Origin of the sequence: Methylosarcina fibrata AML-C10 (assembly GCF_000372865.1) — a bacterium.
GTDB classification, from domain to species: Bacteria; Pseudomonadota; Gammaproteobacteria; order Methylococcales; family Methylomonadaceae; genus Methylosarcina; species Methylosarcina fibrata.
The window spans coordinates 4,298,641-4,311,122 of the sequence record NZ_KB889965.1 but is presented as its reverse complement, the minus strand read 5'-3'; the positions used below and the strand labels follow the sequence as shown (position 1 = coordinate 4,311,122).

Below are 12,482 nucleotides of genomic sequence, written 5' to 3'. Positions count from 1 at the left end.
CATTTTCAGAACATGAGCACCGGCCAGTCGGAACGAGGGTTTTCAGCGTGGCCTCCGTGGCCTCGGACACCTGTAATGCCGTCAAGCGGTTTCTTGATTGGAACGTCTATCGTATTGCTGAGCAAATCAGGCTTGAAAGTTGTGGATGAAGAAATGAGGAAAGCGGCGTATTTTTGGCGGTCTTCAAAACAAGGCCGCGGTCAGACTCTGCACATTACATTTTTTTCCTTCCATCACTCGATCCCTATCCTTTCACGTCCCTTCCGGCGCCTGCGGCACCCACAAGTCATCCAGCCGCAACATGACTTCCGCGAACGGCGCCGCACGGACTGGGTCGTCGTCTTTATAGGTGGCTTCGAGCAGCCAGTGACTCTCCGACAAGGAGTAAACTTCCAGAGTACGAAGATCGGGGTCGATCAGCCACAGCCAGTTGACCTGCGTGGCGGCGTAAAGCGGCATTTTGACCGCACGGTCGGTGCGGGCGGTGCCGGGCGATAATACTTCGCAGATCCAGTCCGGCGCGAGACTGAAAAATGCTTCGTCGGGCAACGTCGGCAAGCGTTCCCGGCGCCATCCGGCCAGGTCGGGAACCAGGACGTTCGGCCCCAAATGCAGTTCCGGCTCGTCCAGAATCCACCAGCCGCCGGGGCCGCCGCGGCCGAATTGATATGGATCGCCGAATTTCATGCCGATGCCGGAACTGGCCAATGCGTGTCTCGGCGCCGGCCGGGGCTGGGTGATCAGTTGACCGTGAATGATTTCACCGATCACGTGCTCGGGCAGATCAAGCAAATCTTCGTAAGTAGCGTAGCGCTCAGCTGGTTTGGTCATGATTTGTCTCGAAGCGGGTTCGTTAGGTAGGCCCATCTTAACGCGTTCGATTGCATTGGAAAAGCCATCAAGCGTCTTTTGATCGAGAGCAGAGCTGTGTGTAGTGATGGGAAAACGCTCTATCGAGAGTCGCCACTCCGACCGTTCGGACTTTGTTCCTTCCATTTTTATGGCAACATGCCAGGCAAACCGAGACAAAGGTTTTCAGCATTGCCCGGGACACCTATAATGCCGTCAGGCGGTTTCTCAATTGGAACGTCTATCGGATTGCTCAGTCATAGTTTGCGAATTGGAAAAAACCATCAGGAGGAAATGAATTCACCGATATTTAACAGTATCTGGCAATATTAAGATATTAATCTTATATATTGCCCGCCAAAGGGATTTTCGGTATTCCGATCTCTTTTCGTTTCACCCATGGAATTCGACTGATCACCTTCGTTTCAGGAATTCCTGGATTTCAGCATCGTTTAACCTTCCGAGAGGAATTAACAATGAACAAAAAAAACCTCTTTACCGCCGGCGTTCTGGCCGGCGCCTTATTGTCAGGGCCGTCGGCTTACGCCGATGAGCCGCGGCAGGATTATCTGTCCCGGTTTTCCTCCAAAGTCAGCCAGGGCTTCTTCAATACCACCACCGGTTTTATCGAAGTGCCCAAGAACATCATCAACATCAGTCACGATCAAAACATCTTCGTCGGCTTTACCTGGGGACTTCTGCGCGGCGCAGTGCACGCGGTCAGCCGGTCCCTGGTCGGCGTCGGCGAACTGATCACCTCGCCCATCCCGACCGACGACTATATAACGCCTCCTTACGTGTGGGACCGTTTCAGCGAAGATACCCGCTATTTCGGCGCGCATTATCCGGGTTTCTGGACCACCTACGGACCGCTGGACGACGGCGACGACTAACTCGCCGATTGTTCGGCCAGCGTTACCATCTTCCCTACAGGAAGCGATGATTGATTTGGACCAAGAGGATACCATCATGAACAAACCATTAATTTCTCTGCCCTGCGCGGTGCTGGCGGCCGTACTTGCCGGCTGTACGGAGCCCCCGCACAAAGACGTTCCCTTATTGACTTCGGAAATCGATGCCGTTGTCGCCGGCCATTACGGCCAGTCCATTTATCACGAGGAAATGGCCGAAGAAGCTCTGGAGGACGCCGCGGAGGTTCTGGATCACTGGAAAAACGACGAATACTGGAACATAGATGAAGGCGAAAAAGCGGTCAACGCTGCGCGCACCGCCGCCAAGCACCGATTCGAATCGGAAAAGGCGCTGTGCCGGTGGCTGACGGCCGTGCACGGCCCTAACCATCATCAGGCCGAAGTGGGTCATCAGGCCGCCGCCTTCTTCAAAACCGGCAGCGCCGTGCCGTTTAAAATCAACCAGGATGAAATCGCCGTCCTCGGCCGATTTCTGCAAACGCATCCCGATGCGTCCGCCGACGTGACCGCCTACACCGATACGGTGGGCAGTGCGCAAAGTAATCAGAATCTGGCGGAAAGAAGAGCGAGCGAGGTCAGCCGGTTGCTGATTCAACAAGGAGCCAGGCCGGAACAGCTTCGAGTGCAGGCTATGGGCGAGGCGGAAGGTCCGGACAATACGGCCAACCAGCACCATCGCGTAGTGATGATGAGCACCATTCATCCTGCATATCAGGATTGCGCCGGCTTGAAATAAATTAGAGCGTGGCCCTGCAGCCGAGCATGCCTCGGATGCAGGGCAAGCGCCGCCTGTAAAACGGCCGGCCGTCCTTCAGTCCTGAGCGAGACGAAAGCCGATGTTGTAATAGCGGTAATCGGCATTAAGCTTGTAACGGTAGGCCGAGCGTAGCCCTATCGGCGTATCGGCCCAGGAGCCCCCGCGCAAGACGCGCCGGCCGCAATTGCCGTTATTCCGCCCATCCCAGGCGGAACCGTCCGAAGGAGCCGCCTCGTAATTTTCATGCCAGCAATCCTGCACCCATTCCCAAACATTGCCGCTGGTATGATAAAGTCCCCAGCCGTTGGGTTTGAAGGCGGGATCGTCCACTTCGGCGGTCTGCCGGCGTTCGTTTTTGCCTTGCCAGTCGCTTCCGCAGCCGTCGCAGACCGCCATTTGTTTCCCTATCGTATCGCCCCACCAATAGGCCGACCCCGTTCCGGCCCGCGCCGCGAATTCCCATTCGGCCTCGGTCGGAAGGCGGTAAGGCGTTTCCGATCCGGTTTTTTTCGACAGCCATTCGGCGTAACAGAGTGCGTCTTTCCAACTGACATTGATGGCGGGGCGGCGGCCGCGACCCCATTTTTCATCTTGAACCCTGTCGGTTTCCACCTTGTGCTTGTTCGAGCACCCTCCGTCCTTTTCGACCGAATAGGCGAACACCTGATACTGATCGAACGTAATCTCGTAACGGCTCATGCGGAAAGGCTTGCTTAAAGTCACCCGGTGCGGCGGAAATTCGATTTTATCGGCGTCTTTCTCATGAGCCCCGGGACCCATCGTAAAAGCCAGGCTATTTCCTTTTTGCTCCGATGCCTCACCGGGCGGAATGTCGACCATGTCGGGCTCGATAAAAGATGTGATGCCGGCGTCGGCCAGCAAGACGTACAGTCCCAGTTTGGGCGTCAACAGTTCTTCGCCGCCCACCCAAAGCGCGAACCAGGCGATCAGGCCGAAAGGAAGCCCTATCGCGGTCCCCAGCTTGATCTGCCGGACGACCTTCTGCCGATAACTTTGATCGATGAATTTCAGTTCCTCGTTACCGAGCTCGTTTTTTCTGAGGTCCTGCCAGCGCCGGGCTTCGGCCAGAGCATAACCGCTCAGTATTTCCCCGGACGCCCTGGTGCAGCCGAGTTTTTCGCGCCAGACGGCGAATTGCCGGCCCTCGATCAGCCAGCTTCCGATCCGCCGCCACTGCCGGATCAGCGCTTCATGAGCCGGTTCGACCGATTCCTCGGCTTCTTCGAATTCTCTGACGATCGCCAGCAGTCCGCCGTCGGCCAACTGTCGAATGACCGGCACCGCCTCCGAGCCGAATTCGGACAGTTTTTTTCGTCCGGCGGCGTCGGCCATTCCCTGCCTGCTTTGCGCCAGTTGCGTCATTACCTGCTTTGCTATTGCTTGGTCGGGACCGGAAAGTACACGGTAAGCTCCCTCGGCGGCCTGGTGCAAAGCGCCCGCCATTCCCTGCAAAGCGGCATAACTCTGAAGGCGCATACTGCCGCCGCGGCGCTCCGGGTCGCGCCACAACCGCGCCAGGACAAAGCTCAGCAAAGGCAGGCTGTCCGGTTCAACCCTGGCGGCATCGTTCAGTAATTGCGCCACCAGTCCGTCCTCGAAATCGGCGCCCACGCGTTCGGCCGGCTTTTCGACCGCTAGGCGCAATTCGGCGCCGCTCATCGGTCCGAGACTGAGCCAGCCGTCCTGCAGGCGATCGGCCAACGGCCGATAACCGAGCAATTGCCCCGTCGAATCGGCGCGGACCGCCAATACGACCGACAATACTTTGGCCTCCGTTGCCGCCAGCAAGGCATCGATAAAGGCCAAAGTTTCCTTTTCCCCGCCGTGTTCGCGTCGGGGCAACCGGTATAATTCTTCCCATGGGTCCACGACCAGTAAAAATCGGCAGGGAAAGGATTGAATCCGGCTGATCGTCGTGATCCAGTTTTTAAGCTGGGCCGGCTGGCCGGCCAGAAGCTCTCGTTGTTCGTTCAGCTTGACGGCCCGTTTTTCATCGTCAAAGCCGGGATAAAGAAGCGGCATGAACGCCGCGGTCAAATTGAACAGCGGCCTGTCGCCCGGCACCAGCATCACGATTTCCCAAGGCTCTTTGACCGCATGCCGCAGCGCTGGCAGCAAGCCGGCCCTGATCAGGGAAGATTTGCCGCTGCCGGAATTACCGACGACCGCGGTCCAATGGCGGCGCCGGACGAGTTCGACGAGTCTGGCGGCGGCCTCTTCCCGGCCGTAAAAAAAGGCGGCGTCTTCTTCCCGATAATAAGCCAGGCCTTTATAGGGGCTCAAACCGTCCAGGGTTTCCCTAATCCGGGCCTGAAAATCATGGCCCAGAGGACGGCGGCGAATGGCCGCCGCCAGCAGAGTGAACGGCAAGGACTGCTCCAGCCCCTGCCGCAGATCGATCCAAAGCTTCAAGCCCAACAGATTCAGCGCCGGCTGCGAGCCCGGCAACAGCACCGGAATGATCGGAAAATCGGCGTCCGATTTTTTCCTTTCCAGCGCAAAATGAACCTCCCGCTGTTGCCACGAATCCATCTCTCCCCGCCCGAGACAAATCGCAACGGAAGCGCAGGAAGCCAGAATCCGGCCGAGTTCCTGAGGCCACGGCACGCCCGCCGGCATCTGCCACCGCTCGAAATACACCCGAAGGTTTTGCGCTTTGAGCTTGTCCGCCAGAGCGCTGACTTGCGGATGATCCTGCCGGCAACAGCTCAGGAAAACGTCGTATTTAACTGCGGCAACCATACTTTAATTCGTGTTTTTTCGGCTGGGGCAAGATTCGTCGGGATTCAGGGCCGATTTTCGGAGAATCGTTGTAAAAAGATAGATAAATTACCGGCCCTGTAGTCCCTCCGTACAGGTTATCTCGGAGTCTTGTTGAATCGGCGGATTGAGACCTTCCTAAGAAAGTCCCGTTTGACGTCCTGTAATTCTCCGGCAGGCGGCCGCCGGATTGAGGCAAAACATTAAGAAGCCACAGGGCTCTTCGCGATACGGGAGAGGGATTGTTTCCCCGTTTTCGCCGAAGGATTTTATCCAATGCTCTGACTTTGAGCCGTTCAGAGACTCGGGTCCGGTTTTACCTGGCCTGAGAAGGAGGGGTTATTTCAGGTTCGGAAAAACAAAAAAGAGGCTCGTTAATCGAGCCTCTTTCCGGGTCTTTATCTCGAAGCCGTCGGTGCGGGTTAATGCGCTACCTCGACCTTTTTGCCCTTGGCCTGGCCGATTTCGCCCAGCGTCCGGGTGAACCAGGCCAAATCGATATCGAAAGGCTTGCCGCCCTTGATGCGAGGGAATTCGATGGCACGCAACACGTTGTTGCGGTCTTCGTCGTGGCCGATGACGCCGGGCTCCCGGCGCATGGCGCATTCCACGGCCAGATCGGCGCAGGATTTGATCAGCCGAATGTCTTCGGCGTTGGCGGCGGAAGCGCGCGCAAAATAGCCGGATTTTTGCACCAGCGTTTTTTCGGCGCCGATCATCTGGGCGAACTGCTCGCCGAACCATTTGCCCGGATTGACCGCGTCCAGTTTGATATGGCCGAAGGCATCGCGCGGCACTTCCTGGCCTTTGGCCTGCATTTCGGCGACGATCGCCTCGACGCCGGCGCCTTCGGAAACGAAGATGTTCACGCAATCGACCTTGTCCATCACGCCGCGCAGCCGCTTGGCTTCGGCCGCCAGGTCGATGCCCATTTCCGGAACGAACACGCCGTGCACTTCGAAAGCGGCGCGGTCCAGTCCGATTTCGGGCAGCCACTCGGCGCGGTCCAGCAGCTTGCGGTATTCCTGCGCGGTCGCGGCGGTCAGCCAGCCGCAGTTGCGGCCCATGACTTCATGCACGATCAGCATGCGCGGGTTGGAGTTGTTTTCGGCCACGACGTTCCAGAAATAGCGCGCGCCCTGCTCGGCGGCGGTCCAGGCGCCGAGCGACTGGCGAATCGGGAAAACATCGTTGTCGACCGTTTTCGGCAGCCCGATCACGGTCAGGCCGTAATTGTTTTTGGCCAGAAAAGCCGCCAGATCGGCCGCCGCAGTATTGGTATCGTCCCCGCCGATGGTGTGCAAAACGTCGACGCCGTCCTTAACCAACTGGTCGGCGGCCACTTTTTGCGGATCCTGTCCTTCCTGCACCAGTCCACGCTTGATACAGTCCTTGACGTTGGTCAGTTTGACCCGGCTGTTGCCGATCGCGGAACCGCCGAAGCGTTGCAGCAGGCCGGCTTTTTCCCGAATGGCCGGAGTAACCTGGATCGAGTCGCCCAGCAGCAATCCTTTATAACCGCTGCGGTAGCAGATGATTTCAATCGAAGGGTCGATTTCGGTGTAGCGCTCGATCAGGCTGCCGATCGCCGAATTAAGGCAGGGCGCTAATCCGCCCGCGGTCAATATTGCGACTTTTTTGGGTTTATTCATGAGATAGTTAGCTATGAAGTTAAAGATAAAAACGAAAGCGAAGTGCCGGCCGGACAAGCCTCCCACGCCATCCCCCATCCTTCCGCTGCGGAACGGTCAGCCGCGCTGGGGTAAAATGACCGCCCCAGGCAAGAACAGCGCGCCGGCAAAGGAATCGAATCGGCGGGAATTTTATCACATTACCCGAAAATCGCTTGCCCTTTTCTGCTTTTCGTACGGGCTCGAATAGCTTGACTAAGTCGATGAAATCAGTAGCATTCTACTGCCCGAAAAGAGCATGCCGGCAAAAGCTCCGAGAGCTTTGTCTTGCGCATTGATCGTCCATCCTCCCGTCGGAGCCGGCAATCGAGCGGAATAACCATAACAAGTCAGCCGGTAATTAACCGGCGGCTTAAGGCAAATTTATGGGAAAATAATCCGGAAAAACCGTTTTATTTTCCGGGTGGCGGCTGCTCATACCCGGATTTTATCTGAATGAAGGTTTGCTGAATGATCGTTTTATGGACCGACTCCCTGATATTCGCCTTGATCGCCGTCCTGACCGGGCTGGCGGTTTACCTGCACGGCCACGAACCGTTCAGACGGCCTTTGCAAAAAGTCGCCGGCAGTCGGTCCGGCATGATTTCTCTGGTCGTACTTTTATTCTTCGTCGTCATCGGCCTTTTGGATTCGGTGCATTTTCGCCCCCAAACCGGGGTGGACCACGACATCATCAGTTTACTGGATTACTGGGCGACTCCGCTTCGGCAACAGGGGGAAAAAACCTATTCGGCGCCGTTTGCCGTTACCCTTTACAGCAAGGAAATGACGACTCAAGCGGACGGCAGCACCCGCTGGGATTATCCAAGGCTGCAATACGGCGGCCGGCATCTGGCCAATCCCGAAACCGACCGATGGCCCGACATCTTACAAAAATCGCTGTACGGTTTCTTCCAGGGCGCCAGCCTTTTTGTTTTTTTCATGGTCTTGCTGTGGACCATCCTGAAAGAGCGCTGCCGGAACGCGCTCACCGGCGCCACCGCCAAGGCGGTGTGGGCCACGGTATTCATTCTGGTATCCCTCTCATACATGCTCTGTTATCTGTCCGGCTATTATCACGTGCTGGGCACGGATAAAGTCGGCGAAGACGTTTTCTATCAATCGATCAAGAGCATCCGGACCGGCCTCGTGATCGGCACACTGACCACGCTGGTCATGCTGCCTCTGGCCGTCGTTTTCGGCATCCTGGCCGGTTATTTCCGGGGCTGGATCGACGACGTGATTCAGTACGTTTACACCACACTCAATTCCATTCCCAGCGTCCTGCTGATTGCGGCCTCGATTCTGATGGTGCAGGTGTACATGGCCAATCATGAAGAAGACTTTACCAGCGTCGTCGTGCGCGCCGACATGCGCCTGCTGTTTCTGTGCCTGATTCTCGGCGTGACCAGTTGGACCGGGCTGTGTCGGCTGCTTCGCGGGGAAACCCTGAAGCTCAGGGAGATGGAATACGTGCAGGCCGCGACGGCTCTGGGCGTCGGTCAGGGCATGATTCTTTTGCGCCATATCCTGCCCAACGTCATGCACATCGTGCTGATCTCCGTCGTGCTGGATTTCAGTTCGCTGGTGCTGGCGGAAGCGGTTTTGTCCTACATCAATATCGGGGTCGATCCGACCACTTACAGTTGGGGCAACATGATCAACGGAGCGCGTCTGGAAATGGCCCGGGAGCCGATCGTATGGTGGTCCTTGTCCGCCGCCTTCGTGTTCATGTTCACGCTGGTTCTGGCCGCCAACCTGTTCGCCGACGCCGTACAGGAGGCGTTTGACCCGAGACGAAGCGGAAGAGAGTAAAGCGATCGTTATTTTTTGTTTCGAATCGATACTATTATGTGATAGAGTCTATTGCATCGGTCCGAGCCGCGCGGCTCTTGCCGAACGATGAATAAACGAATGCACCATGACTGAACGGAGGCGATGCCCGCCGCTCCGCGACAAACAGATCAATTTGGGAACGCAACCTATGACACAGCACGAAGCAATAGTAACATTCTTACAAAACTGCCGGGAACTGGCCGCGTTTTGCAGCCAGAACGGCTGGATCATCAACGATTCGATCCACTACGGAATTCTGGAGACGCAACCGGACGGCCTCTTGATGTACGTCACTTTTCTGGAAAGCGTGATGGAAGGCTCCGGCTGCCAGGCCGATCAAAAATCGTGTTACGGCCGGTTAAAATTGAAGCTGGACGAGAAAGGAGAGATTAGCGGCGTAGAAATTCCCTAGAAAAAGCACTATCGGTCGGTTCCGCTGAGGATTCGGCCTTTCGCAGCCCTGAAAAGCCGATCAACATTCCGGACAGCCGAAAAAATACCTGGCGAACCGATCCTGAGATGCTCCTTCAACAAGGCTGGGACTCGCCACGAACGGAATCATTCATTGCGGGTCATATCGAACTCTTCATTTAACGAACTTCTCCCGGTTCGGCCAGCCTTTGCTGTTCAAGCGGAACCGGCAAATGCCGGTTTTTTTTCTGCTCGAACGGCTCGACGTGATCCGACCGGAGTCCCCCAAATCGTTTCATTAAGTTTCATTGAAACTTATTGTTGTTTCATTGAAACATTATGAAATAAGAAACATAAATATATCCTTCTCAACAGAACTCCTTGCGAGCCAATGCAGTCAATAGAGCGTCAGCATAAAGCTCTATTGGCACGGCCTTTGCTTTATCCATATCGAAGATGACAATCGCACGTTCCGCGCGCCATAATGCCAACGTACAACAACCGGAGAAATAAAATGATTTTCAAGCAATTATTCGACCCAGAAACCTGGACCTACACGTATTTGATCGGCGACCCGGCCGGCAAGGAAGCGGTCCTGATCGACCCGGTCAAATCCCATATCGACGAATACATCGCCCTGCTGCAAGAGCACGGCCTGACGTTGAAATACTCTCTGGAAACGCACGTGCATGCCGACCACATCACGGCGAGCGGCCTGTTGCGTCAGCGCCTGGGCTCGGAAACCGGCGTAAGCCAGTTATGCGGCGCGGAAGGCGCAAGCCTGCAATTGCAGGACGGCGACCTGCTCGAATTCGGCGCCGGCGAGAAAATTAAAGTCATCTCGACGCCCGGACACACTAAAGGCAGCGTGTCCTTTTTATGGCGCGACCGGGTGTTTACCGGCGACTCCCTGTTTATCGGCGGCTGCGGCCGGACCGATTTTCAGAGCGGCGATCCCGGTGCCCTGTACGACTGCATCACCCAGCGCCTGTTCACGCTGCCGGACGAAACCCTGGTGTATCCGGGCCACGACTATCAACAACACTGGGTCAGCAGCATCATGCAGGAGCGCACCACCAATCCCCGTCTGGCAGGCAAAACGCGCGAACAGTTCATTGATATCATGAACAATCTGAATCTGCCGAGGCCCCGGTTGATCGATGAAGCGGTGCCGGCCAACCGTTACTGCGGACTCGACGAAAACGAGCGGCAGGACGCCATTGTCCGGAGAGAAACGACCCGTCCGGCGCGCCACGAAACCACGGCGCAGGATCTGGTGGCGGAAGCCAAACAGCACATCACCGAAATTTCGCCCGCCCGTGCCAGAGAACTTATCAAGGAAGGCCACGTGACGGTGGTCGACGTGCGCGAGGAAAGCGAATACGCCGCAGGTCACGTCGACAAAGCCGTGCCGTTGCCACGCGGCGTTCTGGAATTCAAAATCGGCAACGTGCCGGAACTTTCGGACAAGTCGAAAGCCGTGGTTCTTTACTGCCGCACCGGCGGCCGCTCGGCGCTGGCCGCGCAAACCCTGCAGAACCTCGGCTATCACAACGTGCTGTCGATCGCCGGCGGCTACGAAGCCTGGCAAAAAAGTGCCTGAGGCAGCCGAGAGAATGTTCCCGTTTTAGAACGCACGGCGGCACGGACGCCGCCGTCTGGATCGGAGCAAGAACAACTTCGCCTATTACGCCGGCCTGCCGGGGCAAACGTTCTGTCCCGGAGCCTTCGCATTATAAATTTTATTGACTTATCCCTTGTTTCAAGTAATAAGGGAGCGTTGAGCCGAGACGGATAACCGGATAAAAAATAAGCCTTTTTTCTATTTTTACCCTAACCCGAAAAGGTTTTTTGTCCCCTATTTCCGCATTCTCGACCAACAACTGAAAAGAATAATAACGAACGACAACGGCATTGCCGCCATCGGCAGCAGTGCCATTCCATACTATTGAGGAGAACTCATGTCACAGCAGCACCATACCGTTTTAATCGTCGGCGGCGGCGCGGCCGGCGTATCCGTCGCCAACAACATGCTCAGGCAGGATTCGAAAATGGACATCGGCCTGATCGAACCGTCGGAAAAACATTATTATCAGCCCGGCTTTACCGTCATCGGCGGCGGGGCCTATACCTTAAAACAGGCCACCCGCAACGAAGCCGATCTGATCCATCCCAAAGTGCACTGGATCAAGGACTACGCCGAATCCTTCCAGCCGGAGCAAAACAGCGTCACGCTTCGCTCCGGCGACGTGATCACTTACGATTACCTGGTCGTTTGCCCCGGCCTGCAACTGGATTGGCACAAAATCCAGGGGCTTAAGGAAACCCTCGGCAAAAACAACGTCTGCAGCAATTATTCCCCGGATTCCTGCGAATACACCTGGGAATGCATAAGAACCGCCGAGTCGGGCACCGCGTTGTTCACGCAGCCGACCATGCCGATCAAATGCGCCGGCGCGCCGCAAAAAATCATGTATCTGGCCGCCGACCGCTTTCGCAGCAAAGGGATTCTGGATAAATTCACCATCGAATTCTGCAATGCCGGCCCCGCCATGTTCGGCATTCCGTTTTTTGCCAAGGCCTTGACCCAGGTGGCCGCCGGCTACGGCGTCAAAACGTCGTTCAATCACAACCTGGTGGCGATCGACGGCCCCGGCAAAACGGCCACGTTCGAAACCACCGACAGCGAAGGCAACAAACAGCAAGTCGTCAAGAAATTCGACATGATTCACGTGACACCGCCGCAAAGCGCCCCCGATTTCATCAAGAAAAGCCCGCTGGCCAATGCCGCAGGCTGGGTCGACGTCAACGAAAATACCTTGCAGCACAACAAGTACTCCAACATTTTCGGACTGGGCGACGCCACGTCGACACCGAACGCCAAAACCGCCGCGGCGGTGCGCAAACAGGTTCCCGTGGTGGTCGACAATATTCTCTACCGGATCAAGAACCAACAGGCCGAGCGCCAATACGACGGCTACGGCTCCTGCCCGCTCACGACGTCGCTGAAGACGGTCATGCTGGCCGAATTTTCCTACGGCGGCAAAGTGACGCCGTCGTTCCCGTCGTTTGATCCCAGAAAAAACCGCTGGATCTGGTGGTGGGGAAAAACCACCGGCTTTCCCTGGCTGTACTGGCATCTGATGCTTAAGGGCTATCGAATCGACATTCCGCACAAGGAAAGCTACGCCCAGCGCTTCATGAAGGAAGAATAAGCGAAGGCGCAAGGTAAGGAGCCGCGGCTTT

9 protein-coding genes are annotated in these 12,482 nt (G+C 56.4%); 6 read left to right on the top strand and 3 right to left on the bottom strand.

Annotated elements, in window-relative coordinates:
- Nucleotides 1–252: 252 nt before the first annotated feature.
- A complete protein-coding gene (locus A3OW_RS0120225) occupies nucleotides 253–831 on the bottom strand; it encodes a Uma2 family endonuclease (protein WP_020565281.1) in 579 nt (192 codons plus the stop codon).
- A gap of 494 nt (nucleotides 832–1,325) precedes the next feature.
- Here A3OW_RS0120225 and A3OW_RS0120220 point away from each other — a divergent pair, with 494 nt between their 5' ends.
- On the top strand, nucleotides 1,326–1,742 hold the full coding sequence (locus A3OW_RS0120220) for an exosortase system-associated protein, TIGR04073 family (RefSeq protein ID WP_020565280.1): 417 nt from the start codon (nucleotides 1,326–1,328) through the stop codon (nucleotides 1,740–1,742).
- A gap of 76 nt (nucleotides 1,743–1,818) precedes the next feature.
- Complete coding sequence (locus A3OW_RS0120215) at nucleotides 1,819–2,517, top strand: OmpA family protein (protein WP_026223762.1); 699 nt, start codon at nucleotides 1,819–1,821, stop codon at nucleotides 2,515–2,517.
- A 75-nt stretch (nucleotides 2,518–2,592) separates the two neighbouring features.
- Here the strand turns inward: A3OW_RS0120215 and A3OW_RS26655 are convergent, their stop codons facing one another.
- Both A3OW_RS26655 and A3OW_RS0120205 read right to left on the bottom strand, forming a co-directional pair.
- Nucleotides 2,593–5,301 carry an nSTAND1 domain-containing NTPase gene (locus tag A3OW_RS26655; protein WP_020565278.1) on the bottom strand — a complete coding sequence of 903 codons (2,709 nt, stop codon included), beginning with the start codon at nucleotides 5,299–5,301 and terminating at the stop codon, nucleotides 2,593–2,595.
- Nucleotides 5,302–5,741: 440 nt separating this feature from the next.
- Nucleotides 5,742–6,971 carry a pyrophosphate--fructose-6-phosphate 1-phosphotransferase gene (locus A3OW_RS0120205; RefSeq protein ID WP_026223761.1) on the bottom strand — a complete coding sequence of 410 codons (1,230 nt, stop codon included), beginning with the start codon at nucleotides 6,969–6,971 and terminating at the stop codon, nucleotides 5,742–5,744.
- A 489-nt stretch (nucleotides 6,972–7,460) separates the two neighbouring features.
- On the opposite strand from A3OW_RS0120205, the gene A3OW_RS0120195 reads away from it, so the two are divergent.
- The 4 genes from A3OW_RS0120195 (at nucleotide 7,461) to A3OW_RS0120175 (ending at nucleotide 12,451) form a co-directional block, all read left to right on the top strand.
- On the top strand, nucleotides 7,461–8,804 hold the full coding sequence (locus A3OW_RS0120195; RefSeq protein ID WP_020565275.1) for an ABC transporter permease: 1,344 nt from the start codon (nucleotides 7,461–7,463) through the stop codon (nucleotides 8,802–8,804).
- Between the two features lie 169 nt (nucleotides 8,805–8,973).
- Nucleotides 8,974–9,237 carry a hypothetical protein gene (locus A3OW_RS0120190; RefSeq protein ID WP_020565274.1) on the top strand — a complete coding sequence of 88 codons (264 nt, stop codon included), beginning with the start codon at nucleotides 8,974–8,976 and terminating at the stop codon, nucleotides 9,235–9,237.
- Nucleotides 9,238–9,750: 513 nt separating this feature from the next.
- Nucleotides 9,751–10,839, top strand: coding sequence for an MBL fold metallo-hydrolase (locus A3OW_RS26650; protein WP_020565272.1), 1,089 nt, complete (start codon nucleotides 9,751–9,753; stop codon nucleotides 10,837–10,839).
- Nucleotides 10,840–11,197: 358 nt separating this feature from the next.
- Complete coding sequence (locus A3OW_RS0120175; RefSeq protein ID WP_020565271.1) at nucleotides 11,198–12,451, top strand: NAD(P)/FAD-dependent oxidoreductase; 1,254 nt, start codon at nucleotides 11,198–11,200, stop codon at nucleotides 12,449–12,451.
- Nucleotides 12,452–12,482 lie beyond the last annotated feature (31 nt).

What these genes read in the sequence shown, in the direction of transcription:
- A3OW_RS0120225 (WP_020565281.1), bottom strand. Translation starts at nt 831, where the DNA reads ATGACCAAACCAGCTGAGCGCTACGCTACTTACGAAGATTTGCTTGAT.
- A3OW_RS0120220 (WP_020565280.1), top strand. Translation starts at nt 1,326, where the DNA reads ATGAACAAAAAAAACCTCTTTACCGCCGGCGTTCTGGCCGGCGCCTTA.
- A3OW_RS0120215 (WP_026223762.1), top strand. Translation starts at nt 1,819, where the DNA reads ATGAACAAACCATTAATTTCTCTGCCCTGCGCGGTGCTGGCGGCCGTA.
- A3OW_RS26655 (WP_020565278.1), bottom strand. Translation starts at nt 5,301, where the DNA reads ATGGTTGCCGCAGTTAAATACGACGTTTTCCTGAGCTGTTGCCGGCAG.
- A3OW_RS0120205 (WP_026223761.1), bottom strand. Translation starts at nt 6,971, where the DNA reads ATGAATAAACCCAAAAAAGTCGCAATATTGACCGCGGGCGGATTAGCG.
- A3OW_RS0120195 (WP_020565275.1), top strand. Translation starts at nt 7,461, where the DNA reads ATGATCGTTTTATGGACCGACTCCCTGATATTCGCCTTGATCGCCGTC.
- A3OW_RS0120190 (WP_020565274.1), top strand. Translation starts at nt 8,974, where the DNA reads ATGACACAGCACGAAGCAATAGTAACATTCTTACAAAACTGCCGGGAA.
- A3OW_RS26650 (WP_020565272.1), top strand. Translation starts at nt 9,751, where the DNA reads ATGATTTTCAAGCAATTATTCGACCCAGAAACCTGGACCTACACGTAT.
- A3OW_RS0120175 (WP_020565271.1), top strand. Translation starts at nt 11,198, where the DNA reads ATGTCACAGCAGCACCATACCGTTTTAATCGTCGGCGGCGGCGCGGCC.